The organism is Simiduia aestuariiviva (assembly GCF_014192475.1).
Taxonomy (GTDB): Bacteria; Pseudomonadota; Gammaproteobacteria; order Pseudomonadales; family Cellvibrionaceae; genus Simiduia; species Simiduia aestuariiviva.
Genome location: NZ_JACHXZ010000003.1, coordinates 504,936 through 521,331 on the forward strand (window position 1 = coordinate 504,936; position 16,396 = coordinate 521,331).

A 16,396-nucleotide genomic window follows, 5' to 3' on the forward strand; every position below is an offset into this window, starting at 1 on the left:
ATAGCTGAAACTACGGTCGTGCGATTGAGCAGTTTTTCACTCAGTGGGGCGCAATGTCCTTAAGGGCAGCTATTAACGCCTCCATATCCGACTGAGCACCAATGCTTATTCGCAAGTAGTCCCCAATGCGGGGCTTATCGAAATAGCGCACGATAATCGAACGCTCGCGCAAGGCATCAAAGACCGCCTTGGCCGACTGGCCCTGTGGTTTTGCGAACACAAAATTGGCCTGCGAGGGCAACAAGTCAAAACCCAATGCCTTTAACTCAGCCACTGTGTAAGCGCGCGTGGCGATTACCTGCGTGCAGGCGTTCTGAAAGTAGTCGTCGTCGTTAAACGCAGCGACCGCGGCAACTTCAGCTAAATGATCCACTGGGTAGGAGTTAAAACTGTTTTTAACGCGCCCCAGTGCCTCGATCAATCCCGCCGAGCCCAACGCATACCCCAAGCGCAGCCCGGCCAACGAGCGAGATTTCGATGTGGTTTGCACCACCAATAAATTGTCGAATTCATTGATTAAACTCACGGCGGATTCAGCACCAAAATCCACATAGGCCTCGTCGATGAGCACCACGCTGTCGCGGTTGGCGATTAACAAGCGACGAATATCGGCCAAGGGAATTGCCATACCGGTGGGCGCATTGGGATTCGGGAAGATGATGCCGCCATTGGGCTGCAAATAATCATCCACCACCAAACTAAAATCTTCACGCAGCGGCACTTTTTGAAAACGGATATCGTAGAGGTTGCAGTATACGGGGTAAAAACTGTAGCTAACATCGGGGAACAGTAGCGGCTGGGCCTGTTGAAAAAATGCATAAAACGCGTGCGCCAACACTTCATCCGAACCGTTGCCCACAAATACTTGATCGGGCGTCAGGCAATAATAATCGGCCAAGGTATTAACGAGCTTTTGCGAATTGGGGTCGGGATACAGGCGCAAACGATCCACTTCGGCGGCGGTTAAGGCGCGATGTACCGCTGGCGACGGCGGAAACGCATTTTCATTGGTATTGAGTTTGATCAGCTTCTGGGCCTTGGGCTGTTCGCCGGGCACATAGGGCTCAAGCCGGTTGACGGCCTCGCTCCACAATCTGCGGGTGTCGGTCATGGCGTGTCATCTATCTTAGAGGTGTGAGAAAGGCACCGAGTATATCCCATGCCGCTACCAAAGTTGATGGTGCGCGCAGTGCTCGTGCCCACTCGCTATACTGGCCGCTTCACATCGCCATGCCGCAAGGGGCCCGCCATGCCATTTTTTGTTCTCGCCATCGCTGTTCAGGTAGCGCTGGTCATTCACGTTATCAAAACCGGACGCGATCGATTGTGGATATGGGTATTGCTCATGGCTCCGCTCATTGGCGGACTGGCCTACCTGTTGCTCGAGCTAATGCCCGAGTGGCGCCGCAGCGCACAGGCCCAAACGCTGCGCAAAAAGATGGTGGACATCACCGACCCGCACCGCAACCTAAAACAGGCACAAGGCCAATTGCGCCGCAATGAGACCACCAAAAACCTCATCACCATGGCGGAGGAGTGTATGAACAAGGGCTTGTTTGAGGAGGCGATTGGGTTTTATACGCGCGCACTCAAGGGCCAATACGCAAGCGACCCACTGCTACTCGAAGGCTTGGCGCGCGCGCAATTTGGTGGGCAGGATTACCCAGCCTGCCGTCAGACGCTGGAGGATTTGATTGCAGCTAACCCAGACTATCAGTCCAAAATCGGCCACGTGCTCTATGCGCGCAGTCTGTTCGAATTGGGGGAACGCGAGGCGGCGCTCAAAGAATTTACCGCCCTCAGTGACTACCACGCCACAGCACTGGTGAAATACCACCTAGGAGAGCTATTGAGCCAATCCAACCGCCCCACCGATGCGCTCAATCAATGGCGCAGCGTGCTAGAGCAGGAGAACGCTTGGGACCCCACAGGTGACAGTGACCAACCTTGGCTTGATAAAGCCGCCGCGCGCATTAAAGCCTGTCAAACCCACTGATTAAAATGCTGCGCCCCACTCCAACAAAAAATATGTAAAGCGTCCTTGACACAAATAACTAGGTCACCTACAGTTAGCCATGTAAAGCACGCTTTACACATCTAAAACAAGGAGACAAGTTATGTTGTGCAGCCCTCAATACAAGCGCGAATTTGGCATGGCCATGATGGCCTACGTAGTGACGATATTTGCGAGCACCTATTATTTAAAAATTAATCCAGAATCCCCAGTCGCTGCGTTGGTGGCGATACTGCCCGTAATTCCAGCCATTTTCGCCGCAGTCACCATTTTGCGGGAATTTAACCGCCTAGATGAACTGCAATTGCGCATCCAGCTCAACAGCTTAGGCATTAGCTTTTTGGTGACGGCCATTGGCACATTTAGCTACGGCTTCCTAGAAAACATTGGCTATCCACACCTGCCACTCATTTGGATTCTGCCCTTTATGGTGGGCCTATGGGGGCTAGCCACGCCATTCGTTGCACGGAGCTACCGATGAACAACTTGCTCAAAGAATTGCGCGCCCAAGGCGGCATTTCACAGGCGCAGTTGGCGGAGGCATTAGCGGTTTCACGGCAGACCGTCAATGCCATCGAGACCGGTAAGTACGATCCCAGTCTACCGCTGGCCTTTAAAATCGGAAGCTTTTTTGGCAAACCCATTGAAGACATTTTTAAGCCCTAACAAAAATCCCGGCCAAGGCCGGGATTTTTGTTAGGGCCACAACTTACTCACAATTGTTGATAGGCCTCGCCCAACGCCTGCATCGCTGTGCGCAATTGATGATCCGCAAGATAGGGCGCAGGTCCAAAACGCAGTGCATCGCCGCGCGCGTCCGTGTAGACCTTACGCTGCCGTAACAGCTCACACAAACGCATGGCGTGTGGCGTTTGCACTACCAAAAAGCCAGCGCGTTCAGACAGCGCCAACGCATGGTCCAAACTGATTTCGGCATCGGGCAAATTTAACGCCTCAAACGCGGTGGCCAATACCGCCAGCTGGTGCTGGCTGATACTGCGCAACAATTCAGGCGTTAATCCCTGCGCCTCAAAAAAATCAAACACGCGCGCGGCGCGATAATGACTTGTGGGGTCATAGGTTGAGCCGGCAAAACGCGCGGCCCCCGCCCCATAGTGCACCTGATCATCCGGCTGCTCAGACAACAGCTCGAATTCGGCGTACCAACCGGTGTTAACGGGCCGCAATTCGCATTGGGGCGGCACGCGCATAAAGCAATTGCCCTCACCCAGCTGGCAGTATTTGTAACCGCCGCCAACGATAAAGGCGCTGTCTAAGCCCAAATTATGCACGTTGACAGGCAGCACATTGAGCGAGTGATACATGTCCACCAACAGCAGTGCACCCATGTACTCGCACTGCTGCGCCACCGCGTGAAAGTCGTCGACTATTCGACTGGAATTAAAGAAAACCTGCGACACCATTACCGCAGCGGTATTTTTGTTGACCACCTTGGCCAAGCGCTCGCTAAAGGTATTGGCCGGGTACTGCGCCACCACCAAAATCTCTACGCCCTCCTCGCGCAAGCGCGTCAACTGACGGCGCAGCGTATGAAATTCGCCATCACTGGTAACAATGCGTGGACGCGCCTGCAGATCCAATGCGGATAAAAAACGCAGCACCAATTCGTGGGTATTTTGTGCCAATGCGATTTCCGCGTCGGGCTCGTTGAGCAGCCGACGAAATCCCGCGCGCACTCGCTCGGCCATGAGCGCGGCTTTTTCCCATTTCTGATCGACCTGTTCGGCGGCATCTAACCAGGCCTGCTGTTGCGCCGCCAAGCTGCAATCTGGCCAGGCTTGATGGGAGTGGCCGGTGAGCAACAATCGCTCGGCCACGCGAAAGTGCGCATAGTGTTGCGCCAAGGGATTTACTGCGCCTTTTAGATCGGCAAGGGTCAAGGTCATAGCGTTAAGCTCACAGGCGAAAATAAAAAGTTCGAAGAATCACACAACGTCGTCACAGGATCGCCCGCAGATCTCGTTGCATGCCGATAGCCTATTGATGGCCAACAGCATAAATTACTGCGCTGGTTCAGGGTCAAAAAAACTGCTGATATTAGCCAGCGGCTGCTTCGTGATATTGGGCACAGTCACTCCCGCCGCGGGATAGCCCACCACCAATAAGATGTACGGCCGCTCATCAGAGGGGCGCTTTAAAATGGTGTTCAAAAACCTCATGGGGCTGGGCGTGTGAGTTAAGGTGGCCAAACCGGCGAGGTGCAATGCGCTAATCAACAGGCCCGTGGCAATACCCACCGATTCACTGGTGTAATAATTTTTGTGTTTGCCGCCATCGTCACCGGCATTAAATTTTTGTAAAAAAATGCCAATCAACACTGGCGCGGTTTCTAAAAACGGCTTTTGATCGTCAGTGCCTAGGGGCGCCAAATCTTGCAGCCATTCTTGCGGTGCGCGGCGCTGGTAGAACTCGCGCTCTTCGGCCTCGGCGGCTATACGAATGTCGCGCTTAATGGCGGGGTCGGTCACCACGGCGAAGTGCCAAGGTTGTTTGTTGGCGCCGCTCGGGGCCGTGCCGGCCGCAAGTAGCGCCTGCTCTATCACTTCTCTTGGCACCGGATCTGGTGCGAAGTCGCGCACGCTGCGCCGCAGACGCATCCTCTGGTAGAATGCGCGGGCCTCTTGGCACATCTGGTCTTCGGGCAACCGCTCAAACTGCAGTGGAACAAACGCATCTGCATTCATGCTGAACTCCTGTGCATCAATCGGCACGGTGGCTGATTGGTGGTGTCATTAATATTGTTATAGTTCCACACCGCGTTAACCGGTACAGATTGAATACGGTCACGGGCTCAATCGCGTTGCCGCAGCGCGGTCTACCCGTGCCCCAATCTCGTCATGACGATGATTGCATGACAAGGTTACATATGAAACCATTGTGCCCCCCGATTGGCAACCACAACACGGCTGCACGGTAATATGACCACAGAGAAGAACGACGCAACTCAGTTGCAGTTGGCAGATTTTCTGCCCTACAAACTTTCCATTCTCGCCAATCGCATTTCCTATGCCATTGCCGAGGCCTATTCCAGCCGGTTTCATCTGACCATACCGGCGTGGCGAGTCATGGCTGTGTTGGGCCTTGAGGATAATCTCACCGCAGCGGATTTGGTCAGCCGCACGGCCATGGATAAAGTGGCCATCAGCCGCGCGGTAGCCAGCCTGCTCGAGATGGAATGTATTCATCGCGAGCTAGACCCCGACGACCGGCGACGGTCGCTTTTGACCCTTACACCCAAAGGGCGCGACATCTACCAGCGCATTATTCCGCTGGCGCGATGCTACGAACAGGATTTGCTCAACCAACTGAGCGAAGACGACCAGCGCGCCCTGAAACAGATCACCAATAAATTGATGAAACGCGTACAACAGTGGGAAAAACACAACGTAAATCCCGCCAGTCTTCAGGAGACCCAAGATGTTTGAAGGTTTGACCGCGCTCCCCGCCGACCCAATTCTAGGCCTGTCTGCCGCCTACCAGGCAGACACCAACCCCAAAAAGATTGATCTGGGCGTCGGCGTTTACAAAGACGAACAGGGCAATACGCCCGTGTTAAAGGCCGTTAAGCAGGCCGAGGTGGAATACCACAATCGCGAGACCTCCAAGGTCTACATTGGCCCACCGGGTTCCGCCGCCGCTAACGAATTGCTACAAGCGCTTATCTTTGGCGCCGATCACGCCGCCGTCAGCGCCGGGCGCGTGCGCACTATTCAAACACCCGGTGGCTGCGGCTCCCTGCGCAATGCCGCCGAGCTCATCAAAAAGGCAAACCCAAGCGCCACTGTGTGGGTGTCTGACCCCACCTGGGCCAATCACATTCCCTTACTGGGCAATGCAGGGCTGGCCATCAAGACCTACCCCTATTACGACCACGCCACCAAACGCGTGAACTTCAGCGCCATGATGGACACCCTAAAGGACGTTACCAAGGGCGATTTGGTTTTGCTACACGGCTGCTGCCACAACCCCTGCGGCGCAGATCTGAGTCAAGACCAGTGGCAGGCCATTGCCGAATTGGCCTTACAAAATGGCTTCACCCCCTTCATCGACATGGCATATCAAGGCTTTGGCGAGGGGCTGGACCAAGACGCCTACGGCATTCGCCTGCTGGCCGACACAGTGCCGGAGATGATTGTCTCTAGCTCCTGCTCCAAAAATTTCGGCCTCTACCGCGAACGCGCCGGTGCGCTATCAATCATGTACGCAAGTTCTGCCGACGCCGATAAAGGCCAGAGCAATTTATTCAGCTTGGTGCGCGGCATGTATTCCATGCCACCCAACCACGGCAGCGCCATTGTAGAAACCATTTTAGGCAGCCCCAACCTAACCGCCACCTGGCACAAGGAGCTGGCAGAAATGCGCGAGCGCATCAAATCCTTGCGCGCACTGCTAAACCAAAAACTGCAGGAAAAAGGTGCCGAGGGCGACTTCAGTTTTATCGAGCGCCAATCGGGGATGTTTTCGTTCTTGGGCATCAATAAAGAACAAGTTCACAGCTTGGTGCACGACTACAGCATTTATTTGGTAGACTCCAGCCGCATCAACATTGCCGGCATCAGCTTGGCCAATGTGGACTACCTGGCGGAATCCATCGTCGCGGTACTGAAGAAATAAGGACACCAATGAAACCCTGGAGCCCGGACAGCTGGCGATCAATGCCGATCCACCAGCAGCCCACCTACCCAGACGCGGCCGCCCTCGCGGCCGTGGAAGCCCAACTGGCCAAAATGCCGCCCTTGGTATTTGCCCAGGAAGCGCGCGACCTGCAAGATCAACTCGCACGCGCCTGCGAAGGCGAAGCGTTTTTGTTGCAGGGCGGTGACTGTGCCGAGAGCTTTGCGGATTTTTCCGCCGTTAGCATTCGCGACACCTTTAAGGTGCTATTGCAAATGGCGGTGGTGCTCACTTACTCCGGTCGCAAACCGGTCATTAAAGTGGCGCGCATGGCGGGCCAATTCGCCAAGCCGCGCTCCGCTGATACAGAAACCATCGACGGCGTCACCCTGCCCGCTTACCGCGGCGACATCGTCAATCAGTTGGATTTTACCGAGCTGGCGCGCGTGCCCGATCCAACGCGCATGCTGCAGGCCTATCACCAATCCACCGCCACGCTCAATTTAGTGCGTGCTTTCGCCACCGGCGGTCTCGCCGATTTGCACAAGGTGAATCAGTGGAATCTCGATTTCGCCGAGGCCAATCCACTGCGCGAGCGCTATTTACAAGTGGCCGAACGCATTCAAGATGCGCTGGCATTTATGGCCGTATGTGGCGTTAATTCCGACAACACTCCGCCGCTGCACGCCACCCATTTGTACACGTCACACGAAGCGTTGCTGCTCAACTACGAGCAGGCGCTGACCCGCAAAGACAGCCTGACCGGCAACTGGTACAACTGTTCGGCGCACATGCTGTGGATCGGCGAGCGCACCCGGCAGTTAGACGCTGCGCACGTGGAATTTTTCCGCGGTATCCACAACCCCATCGGCGTTAAAGTGGGGCCCGGCATGCAGGGCGACGAATTGATCGCGTTGATCGACGCGCTCAACCCCGACAATATTCCCGGCCGCTTAACACTGATTACGCGCATGGGCGCCAACAACCTCGCGGAAAAATTGCCCGCCTTGGCAAGGCGCATCAACACCGAGGGGCGGCGCGTAGTCTGGTCTTCGGATCCCATGCACGGCAACACCGTCAAAGCCACCAGCGGTTACAAAACCCGCTCCTTTGACGACATCCTCACCGAGATCAATAGCTTCTTCGCGGTACTGCGCGCCGAGGGCCAAGAGCCCGGTGGAATTCATCTAGAAATGACCGGCCAGCATGTCACCGAGTGCACTGGCGGCGCCTACCAAATCAGCGATAGCGATTTGGCGAACTGCTACCGCACCCAATGCGACCCGCGTTTGAACGGCGATCAAGTGTTGGAAATGGCCTTTTGTATTGCCGAGCGGTTGCGCGTTTAACGGGTGTTACCCTCCCATAAAAAAAGCCGCACATGTGCGGCTTTTTTTATGGGTCTAGACGGCTACTGCACCCAGCGTTTAAAAATCAAACTGGTATTGATACCGCCGAAGGCAAAATTATTCGACATCACGTACTCGGTATCAATCGCACGCATCTGATGTTGAAGGTAATCCAAATCGGCGCATTCTGGGTCTGGGTTTTCGAGATTGGCGGTGGGGTGAAAACTGCCCTGATTCATTTGATGAATCGCCGCCCACGCCTCGATGGCTCCGCAGGCGCCGAGCGTATGGCCCGTAAAACTTTTGAGTGAGCTGATGGGCGTGCGATTGCCAAACACACGGTGTGTCGCCGCCGACTCCGCCACGTCGCCGCGGTCGGTGGCAGTGCCATGGGCGGAAATGTAACCGATGTCTTGGGGCTGCAGTTTGGCATCAGCCAACGCCAAGCGCATGGCGATTTCCATGGTGTCTGAATTTGGCTGAGTGACGTGGGAGCCATCTGCATTGGTGCCATAACCCACCACTTCCGCATAAATTTTGGCGCCACGCGCACGGGCAGAATCTAAGTCTTCCAAGATCAACGTGCCGGCACCCTCGCCAATCACCAAGCCGTCGCGATCCCGATCAAAAGGCCGCGGCGACAAGTGTGGCGTGTCGTTTTTTACACTGGTGGCAAATAGCGTGTCGAACACTGCCGCTTGCGTAGCGCACAACTCTTCCGCGCCACCGGCCACCATGTAGCGCTGTTGGCCAGCGCGCACGGCCTCATAGGCATAGCCAATACCTTGGCTGCCGGAAGTACAGGCGCTAGACGTCGTATAGACACGGCCCTTCAATCCAAAAAACACACCCAAGTTCACCGGTGCGGTATGGGCCATCATCTTGATGTAGGAGTTGGCGTTTAAGCCGCCAGTGTCCTCTTCGATTAGCATGCGACCGAAGTCCACAAAGGCGCTGGTGCTACCACTCGATGAACCGTAGGACACACCCATGCTGCCATTTTGAATATCGGCTTCACCCAGTAGCCCCGCCTGCTCTAACGCCAACTCAGTTGCGCGAGTGGCCATCACGGCGACTTGCCCCATACTGCGCAGGGCTTTGCGTCCATAGTGACTGGGCGTTTCGAAATTTGCCGGGCCGCCTAAGCGCGTATTAAGCCCGTGGTATTTATCCCAGTCGGTGACGTAGCGCACCCCGGTTTCACCACTTGCCAAACGCGCGCTGGCTTCGCTCCAGGTACTGCCGATGGGTGAGATGGCTTGCAGGCCAGTGACTACCACGCGTTTCATCAGCACAACCCACCGTTAACGGAAATAACTTGTCGGGTAATATAGCCCGCATCTTCGGACATTAAAAAGTCTACCGCCGCCGCCACCTCATTCACTTGGCCGAGCCGCTGTGCGGGAATCATTTTTAACGCCTGCTCGGCCACTTCATCGGTGACCATTTCAGTTTCAATCAAGCCCGGCGCAACACAATTGACGGTGATTTTTCGCTTGGCCAACTCCAGTGCTAGGGCCTTGGCAGCACCAATTAATCCCGCCTTGGCGGCAGAGTAATTGACTTGGCCTCGATTGCCCATAACGCCAGACACCGACGACATTACCACGATGCGGCCAGGCTTTCGGCGGCGAACCATGGGCATGGTCAACGGTTGCAAAACGTTGTAAAAACCATCGAGATTGGTGTGCACCACTTGGTCCCAATCGTCGTCAGTCATGGCGGGAAACGCGGTATCGCGATTGACGCCCGCGTTGCACACCACGCCATAGTAGGTGCCATTGGCCTCGATATCGGCCAGCAATACTTCGCGCACCTGTGCGCGCTCGGCAATATCAAATTGAACAATGCGGGCCTTTTGCCCCAACGCTTCAACCTGCGTCTTTACCTGTTCGGCATCGGCACGGCCCGAGCGGCAATGCAACACCAAATCAAATCCTGAGCGCGCGAGGCGCAGCGCAATGGCCGCACCTATACCGCGGCTGGAACCCGTTACTAACACCGTGTTCGACATAACTTTTTCTACCAACTTAACTGGCCCTAGGCATCCGCTTGCGCTAAAAATTGCGCCGGATCTTCAGGCTGAAAAACATTTAAATTTGCACTGATATCCACGCGCTCTGAGCGGATACGGCATTCGAAAACACTCAGGCCGTTGTCGCCCTGTACCAATTCTTTAACGTGCACCCACAAGGTTTCATTCAATGGAAAAAACGCGCAGTTGCTGCGGTAGCGACGCGTGCCCACTAAAAAACCGAGCTGCACCTTGCCGCCCACTGACAGCGCCGCGTGGCCCGCGCACGCGGCCACAGCTTGCGCCATGTACTCAATACCAATAACGGCCGGCACTCCCTCGGCTTCGGCAAACACGCTGTCGCGGTGCAGCGTAACCTGTGCCAACAATTCACCGGGCGCCACGCGCACCACTTCATCGAGCAAACTCATGGGCTTATCGTGCGGTACCAGTTCGAGCAGCGGCCAAGCAGAGGGCTCACCCTGGGCATTCGCAATAAACGCCGTTAAATTTTCCATAAGACGACCTACTCTGCCTTCGCCACTGCCGACAACAGCAGGGCGATATTGTTGCCACCAAAGGCAAAGGATGTACTGAGCACATGCCTATCACCGGCCGCCCACCCGCTGCTCGCGGCCCGAGCACTGACCAAATTGAGCGGTGGCAAGGCCGCATCCGCCTGACCATCCCAATAATGCGGCGGCAATTGTTCGCCCTGCAAGGCAAGCGCACAAATACCGGCTTCCAATGCTCCTGCAGCACCGAGGGTATGGCCGGTAAACGGTTTGGTGGAACTACAGGGCACGCTCGCTGGAAAAACTCGCGCTATGGCGTGGGCCTCCATTTTATCATTCAGCTGTGTAGCCGTCCCATGCAAATTGATATAGCCCACCGCCTCGGCGGGTAGCGCGGCATCCGCGAGGGCCGCGCGCAGTGCCCGCTCGGCACCTACACCCTCGGGATCTGGCGCTGAGATATGGTGCGCATCAGAGCTTTCACCGGCGCCGGTTACCGCCAACTCTGACGGTGTGCGCGATAACAAAAACAGGGCTGCGGCCTCACCGATATTGATCCCATTGCGATTGACGCTCATGGGATTACACGGGGCATCGGACATGGCATCCAGTGCGCCAAAGCCGCGCACGGTCAAGCCACACAGGGCATCGGCACCACCGGCGATCACCCAGTCGACCACGCCCGCCTGCAGCAAGCGACGCCCTGCGGCAATGGCCTTGGCACCCGAGGTGCACGCCGTGGAGAGGGTGTAGGCTGGACCACTAACCCCCAACTGGCGCGCTAAAAATCGAGCCGGTGCAGCAATCTGTTGGCGCGCATAGAGCGGCTTTTGCGGTGAATCCGCAGCAAAGTCCGCTTCATTGTCACCGATGCCGGACGTCGAGGTGCCAATAATCACCGCCACGCGCGACAAATCCGGCGCCGCTTGTTCCCAGCGTGGCGCCAACTGCTGCCACGCCGACCAAAGCAATCGGTTATTGCGACTCTGCTCATGGGCGGGCAGATGCGCTAAATCCGGCAGCCAGCCATCATCCACCCGACCCACGGGCAAGGCGCGCCCCGGACTGTAATCATCGGTAACGCTCAAGTTGGGCGCACCGATTTGCCACAAACAGGCGCGGTGTGCATCCAGCCCCTCGCCCATAGCTGAGGTGAGCCCCATGCCGTGAATGTATACCGGGTCAGTCATTGCGTTTCTCTTCTGCATGATTTTCATCTGCGATGGCAGCATTTAAGGGCTGCACCGACAGAGTTTCAATGTTCATACGGTAACCCTGAAAATGCGTTAACTCCAAACTGGCGGGAAAGTTGTTAGTGGTAAAACGGTATTCCATCTCCCGGCCGGATGGATCGGTAAACAATCGGCGCCCATCCACGACAGTCAGCGACCACCCCACCGGAACTAACGATGCCAAAACCGCCTCTGCAGGCCAATAGGCCCACTGCAATTCGCGCATAAAGCGCGCGTCCGACAAACTCGCCGGCACCGGTAAGAATCGCTCCGTGTGCAAGGTATCGCCGTCATAACTTAGCGAAAAAATTTTGCGCCCTTGGGCAGTTAGCCCCAACACACTCAACTGCCCAGCCTGTTGCGTCCACACCACCATGAGATTGCGACGCTGCCCTTCATAATCCAACGCCACGCGTTGAATCACTTGCAGATTCTGCCCGAGCAGCGCAGGTGCCAATAGCGGAGGTTGTTCGACCGGTGACGGCAGCGCGGCGCACCCAGCCACTATTGCCGCCACCCACGCCTGCAAAAATAGTAGGCAAACATGTTTTCGCCAGACCGCTTGCATCACTGCTCCTGCATGCGCACCATTTGCGCTAGGGTATCGAGTCGGCGCTCACTTTCCGCAACAAAGGGATTTTCGACATCCCACGCATAACCGGCGAGAATGGAACAAATCATCTGCCGAATTTTTTCGTTTTGATCCCGGGCGAAAATAATGTCTTGAAAGCGACCGTCATACCAAGCATTCACATAGGACCTGAAACAATCGACGCCGGCGCGCAACCGCTGTTCATACTCCACTGGCCAATCGACGGCTTCACCACTTAACTGCCGATGCAAAACTGCCACGGCCAACTGAGCCGATTTCATTGCAATAGTGACGCCACTGGAAAAAACCGGATCTAAAAACTCACCGGCGTTGCCCAGCAACGCATAACCGTCACCTTGCAACTGCGTAACATCGGCAGCGTAACCCACGATTTGGCGCGCCTCCATGGTGTAGCGCGCATTGCACAACAAGTCTCGCAGATTCGGTGCCGCATTGATCAAGGCCTGCAGCTTCTCAGTGGTTGAGCCTGGCATCTGTGCCAACACCGACTCCTCTGCCACCACCCCAATGGAACAACGACCGCCAGCAAAAGGAATTAACCAATACCAAATGTCATGTTGCTCTGGGTGCACGGTAATAAGTATTTTATCGCGATCAAATTCAGCGCAATCGATACCGTCCTCAACATGGCAAAAAAGCGAGGCGCGCACGGGAAAGCTGCTGGGCTTATCGAGCTGAAGCAAGCGCGGCAGAACGCGCGCAAACCCACTGGCGTCCAGCACAAACCGGGCACTAATTATTGACTCAGTGCCATTCTGCGCCCGCAGCGACAATTCGCTTAGGTCACCTTTCCTGGCAAAGCCCAAAACTTCCTGTTGATAAAGCACTTCGGCGCCACGCGCCGCCACGGTATCAATCAGCAAGTGATCGAATGACGCACGCTCCACTTGAAAGGTGGTGCCAGGCCCTTCGCTAAACTTATCGCGAAAGTCGAACGCGGTGTCGCAACCTTTGCGATGAAAGGCCGCTCCGTTCTTGTACTGAAAACCCGCCTGTTCAACAACTTCGGCAAGATTTGCTTCTCTCAGAAAAGCCATGCATTGCGGCAACAAACTTTCGCCGATGGAAAAACGAGGAAACTGCGCCCGCTCAACGACCGCCACGCGATAGCCACGCGCCAACAAGAGCGCGGCGGCCACACTGCCCGAAGGTCCCGCCCCAATAATTGCCACATCAAAATTCATTTATAGTCAGCCCTATTTACCAGCACCCGGTCGGTCGCCAAGCCCTTGTACACTGAGGGAATTGCGCTCCAAACAAGCAACAATCCCATCAATACTGTTAGTCCAAAAAAATGCAATACCGGCGTTTCGCTCAACGCCAGCAAGCCAAATGAAATACCACTGGTGAGTACCGACAAACTGGTTGCGTACCACACCGGTTTCGGCTGAGCACCCGCCAATAAAAAAATACAACTATCAAAACCGATCCCCAACACCAACAACAGCGCAAGGCAATGAAACAAGGTGAGCGAAAACCACAGCGACAATACTGTAGCAACCGTGATCGCGGCTAAGACCGGTACCGCCAATAGGGGTAGCGCCGACCACCCCAATCGCCACACTAGCAATGACAGCGCCAGCACAATGGCCACCGCGGTCCAGTGCTGCAACTGCAAGCGGTAGTGACTCAATAATCCGGCCACGGTTGCGGGGCGATCCACATAGTGAATATTATCGGCGCTTAGCGCTTGCACCGAGCTTGCATCAATGACGCCTTGCACGGGTACGATGGCAAACAATTCTTCGGTCGATTTAAAAAAGAATTGGGGCTGAGGCATTTGCGCAGACCAACGCGCTAACGTCAGCGGTTGCGCAGATTCCACTAAGGCTTGTCGGGCGTCATTGGCGAGTGCGGGCGCCCCTAAAGATTCAAACCATGACTGCCCCTGCGTTTGATACAGAGACTCCTGCAACGCGCGGTTGTGCCACTGCCGTTCCAATGCCGGCCGCCAGTCGTGTAGCGATTGGAAATCCGAAATCAGGCCGCGCCCTTGCAGCACCGCCAATTGTTCATTGAGCGCCATCAGTCGCGCATCGAGTTCCGCTTCAGAGTCGGCAGCCACCAAAAAATATTGGCCCTTGCTGCCTCGCTGCAACAGCTGTTGAAATGTTTGCTCTTGCGCAACCAGTGATGCCGGCGACGTCTGCAAATTCGATAGTCGATCATCGCCCGGCAGCTGCCAAAAGAGTGCCAGTGCCGCGATCAACAGCAGCGCTACCCACTGAGGCTTTAGAGGTAGCGCGGGCACACGGGACCAATAGTGATGCACCCATTGAAAAATTTTGCGGGGGTGCACGCCTTTGTCGGTCAACAATGGCAGCCAGAGGCAAGCACTAAGCCACGCCCCCAACAAACCCACGCAAGAAAATAATGCCATCTGTTGAAGCCCTGGAAAGGGCATGGTGCCCTGAATACCATAGGCCAATAAGCTGGTCACCAAACCCAGTAGCAATGCAGGTAGCAATACGCGCAGCCGCTCACCCGACGCCAAGGCCACACGCGCATGAATGCCGTAGTCAATGCCCACGCCAATCAACGTGGCCCCAAACGCCAAGGTAATCAAATGTAGGGATTCAAACCACCAGACACTCACTGTCATCGCCAACAATAGGCCCGCACCTACGCAACTCAGCAACGCAATGACTGAACCTCGACCGAGGCTCATCCACAGAAGCGCCAACACGCCGATTAGCGACCCCAAGCCCACGGTGGAAATTTCTTGGCGCGCCATCCGTGCGCCATAGGCGGCGTGCACCACTAAGCCTGAACTAAAAAATGTCACATCGGTTGGCAATTGGGCCTGCAGTTGATCAATGAGATCAGCCAATCCAGCTTGGGCGTTTGCATCAAATGCTTCGCCCTGCAAACGAAATCGCACCAATCGGTAGACGCGACCTTCGTGCGTCAGCGTGGGCCAACCATCCTGCACTGACAGGGGCGATTGTTCCGCTAAGGATTGTAAAAAGTTTTGGAATAACCAAAACGAGTCGGCAATGGGTTGATAGCCCGCGCCCATGGGCGAATAGAGCTGCTGCTGAGCGCGGCGCAACAATTGGTCTGGGGAGTCTCGCAGCAGCGCGCGATCTTGCTCGGCGAGTAAAAAATAACGATGCGGGAAATAGGCCTCTGAAAACTGGGTGACATCGGTGGCGTCAACCGTTTGGGGCTGACGCGTGGGTGAAGCGATTGCCGATTGTATGCGCGCCGCCCACTCAGCGCTGGTATCGGCATCTGGCGCGCCCACCAACAGCAACAGTTCACGATCCAAAAGATCGGTCAGATGCTTGTTCGCGAGCGCGGCACGCTGTGTGCCAAGGTCGTGTTGCTGAGCCGTTGGCAACAAACTCAATAGCGATGCATCAAAGCGATAGTTTTCCAATCGCACCCATAAACACAACGCTATGAGGCACAGGCAAAGTCCCCAAGCCACCGCCAAGTGCCGCTGCCCCATTCGAATCATGACTGCGGGCTCAATTGAATGAGCGTGGTGTCACCGCCAGCTTCGCCAAAGGACAGCTGCGCCAAATACTCGCACCCGCGGGCCTGCACCTCCGTGAGATGCGCTGCAAGCACACTATCCAATGGCCGCAGCGTTAGCGCCCAGCATTTTTCATCGATCACTTCAAACTGCGTGAGTTGAAAAAGTTGAGCCAGCGCACCCGCATCGCCCGCCACCAATGCCAACATCAATTTTGCCAAGGTGGCCACCATGGGTTGGGCCTGTGCATCAGCGGCCCATACTTTGCTATCCTGTTCCCACTGGGCAACCTCGGTGACAGAGATGCGCAACTCACTCTCAAATGGCAGCAGCGTAAGCCAACGCAGCTGGCCATTTTCTACCACAAAAATTCCACTAGACTGCAACGGCAGCGGCAAGCCGCCAATGTGTTTTACCTGAGAGAATTCGCCCGACGCCAGAGGCGCGTGTAGCCGTTTCGTGAGCGAGGCCCAGTCATCAGCGGCAGTTGCTAACGACAACAGACCAAACACAAAACCGACAACAAATGCCCGAACACCCATG

17 protein-coding genes are annotated in these 16,396 nt (G+C 55.7%); 6 read left to right on the forward strand and 11 right to left on the reverse strand.

The window, feature by feature from the left end; all coding sequences use genetic code 11:
• Positions 1 to 40: 40 nt before the first annotated feature.
• Positions 41 to 1,111 (reverse strand): histidinol-phosphate transaminase, encoded by a 1,071-nt coding sequence (hisC, locus tag FHS30_RS12000; RefSeq protein WP_183910715.1) that lies wholly within the window; start codon positions 1,109 to 1,111, stop codon positions 41 to 43.
• A 138-nt stretch (positions 1,112 to 1,249) separates the two neighbouring features.
• Here hisC and FHS30_RS12005 point away from each other — a divergent pair, with 138 nt between their 5' ends.
• The 3 genes from FHS30_RS12005 to FHS30_RS12015 all read left to right on the forward strand — a co-directional run bounded on the left by FHS30_RS12005 (position 1,250) and on the right by FHS30_RS12015 (position 2,680).
• Positions 1,250 to 1,996: a tetratricopeptide repeat protein gene (locus tag FHS30_RS12005; RefSeq protein WP_183910716.1), complete on the forward strand. Its 747-nt coding sequence runs from the start codon at positions 1,250 to 1,252 to the stop codon at positions 1,994 to 1,996.
• A gap of 121 nt (positions 1,997 to 2,117) precedes the next feature.
• Entirely contained in the window at positions 2,118 to 2,495 is a 378-nt protein-coding gene (locus tag FHS30_RS12010) for a hypothetical protein (protein WP_183910717.1), read from the forward strand.
• Positions 2,492 to 2,680, forward strand: coding sequence for a helix-turn-helix transcriptional regulator (locus FHS30_RS12015; RefSeq protein ID WP_183910718.1), 189 nt, complete (start codon positions 2,492 to 2,494; stop codon positions 2,678 to 2,680). Before FHS30_RS12010 ends, FHS30_RS12015 begins: the two co-directional genes overlap by 4 nt.
• 47 nt (positions 2,681 to 2,727) lie before the next feature.
• On the opposite strand, the gene FHS30_RS12020 is transcribed toward FHS30_RS12015, so the two are convergent.
• Positions 2,728 to 3,921, reverse strand: a complete 1,194-nt coding sequence (locus FHS30_RS12020) for an aminotransferase class V-fold PLP-dependent enzyme (protein ID WP_183910719.1) — start codon at positions 3,919 to 3,921, stop codon at positions 2,728 to 2,730.
• Positions 3,922 to 4,035: 114 nt separating this feature from the next.
• Positions 4,036 to 4,719 (reverse strand): nitroreductase family protein, encoded by a 684-nt coding sequence (locus FHS30_RS12025; RefSeq protein WP_183910720.1) that lies wholly within the window; start codon positions 4,717 to 4,719, stop codon positions 4,036 to 4,038.
• Between the two features lie 234 nt (positions 4,720 to 4,953).
• On the opposite strand from FHS30_RS12025, the gene FHS30_RS12030 reads away from it, so the two are divergent.
• From FHS30_RS12030 to FHS30_RS12040, 3 genes are read left to right on the forward strand one after another with little or no spacing between them, the layout of a single operon-like run.
• A complete protein-coding gene (locus FHS30_RS12030; RefSeq protein ID WP_183910721.1) occupies positions 4,954 to 5,460 on the forward strand; it encodes a MarR family winged helix-turn-helix transcriptional regulator in 507 nt (168 codons plus the stop codon).
• Positions 5,453 to 6,649, forward strand: a complete 1,197-nt coding sequence (locus FHS30_RS12035; RefSeq protein ID WP_183910722.1) for an amino acid aminotransferase — start codon at positions 5,453 to 5,455, stop codon at positions 6,647 to 6,649. Before FHS30_RS12030 ends, FHS30_RS12035 begins: the two co-directional genes overlap by 8 nt.
• An 8-nt stretch (positions 6,650 to 6,657) precedes the next feature.
• Positions 6,658 to 7,998 (forward strand): class II 3-deoxy-7-phosphoheptulonate synthase, encoded by a 1,341-nt coding sequence (locus tag FHS30_RS12040; protein ID WP_183910723.1) that lies wholly within the window; start codon positions 6,658 to 6,660, stop codon positions 7,996 to 7,998.
• Between the two features lie 62 nt (positions 7,999 to 8,060).
• Here FHS30_RS12040 and FHS30_RS12045 read toward each other — a convergent pair whose 3' ends face one another.
• Genes FHS30_RS12045 through FHS30_RS12080 form a run of 8 tightly spaced genes read right to left on the reverse strand, consistent with a single transcriptional unit; the run spans position 8,061 to position 16,395 of the window.
• Complete coding sequence (locus tag FHS30_RS12045; RefSeq protein WP_183910724.1) at positions 8,061 to 9,287, reverse strand: beta-ketoacyl-ACP synthase; 1,227 nt, start codon at positions 9,285 to 9,287, stop codon at positions 8,061 to 8,063.
• Positions 9,287 to 10,012: a 3-ketoacyl-ACP reductase FabG2 gene (locus FHS30_RS12050; RefSeq protein WP_183910725.1), complete on the reverse strand. Its 726-nt coding sequence runs from the start codon at positions 10,010 to 10,012 to the stop codon at positions 9,287 to 9,289. Before FHS30_RS12050 ends, FHS30_RS12045 begins: the two co-directional genes overlap by 1 nt.
• A gap of 26 nt (positions 10,013 to 10,038) precedes the next feature.
• Positions 10,039 to 10,530, reverse strand: a complete 492-nt coding sequence (locus FHS30_RS12055) for a hotdog family protein (protein WP_183910726.1) — start codon at positions 10,528 to 10,530, stop codon at positions 10,039 to 10,041.
• An 8-nt stretch (positions 10,531 to 10,538) separates the two neighbouring features.
• Entirely contained in the window at positions 10,539 to 11,717 is a 1,179-nt protein-coding gene (locus tag FHS30_RS12060; protein ID WP_183910727.1) for a beta-ketoacyl-ACP synthase, read from the reverse strand.
• Complete coding sequence (locus tag FHS30_RS12065; protein WP_183910728.1) at positions 11,710 to 12,327, reverse strand: DUF3261 domain-containing protein; 618 nt, start codon at positions 12,325 to 12,327, stop codon at positions 11,710 to 11,712. The genes FHS30_RS12060 and FHS30_RS12065 overlap by 8 nt, the downstream gene beginning before the upstream one ends.
• On the reverse strand, positions 12,327 to 13,556 hold the full coding sequence (locus FHS30_RS12070) for an NAD(P)/FAD-dependent oxidoreductase (protein WP_183910729.1): 1,230 nt from the start codon (positions 13,554 to 13,556) through the stop codon (positions 12,327 to 12,329). The genes FHS30_RS12065 and FHS30_RS12070 overlap by 1 nt, the downstream gene beginning before the upstream one ends.
• Entirely contained in the window at positions 13,553 to 15,835 is a 2,283-nt protein-coding gene (locus FHS30_RS12075; RefSeq protein WP_183910730.1) for an MMPL family transporter, read from the reverse strand. The genes FHS30_RS12070 and FHS30_RS12075 overlap by 4 nt, the downstream gene beginning before the upstream one ends.
• Positions 15,832 to 16,395, reverse strand: coding sequence for a LolA family protein (locus FHS30_RS12080; protein ID WP_183910731.1), 564 nt, complete (start codon positions 16,393 to 16,395; stop codon positions 15,832 to 15,834). Before FHS30_RS12080 ends, FHS30_RS12075 begins: the two co-directional genes overlap by 4 nt.
• Between the last annotated feature and the right edge of the window lies 1 nt (position 16,396).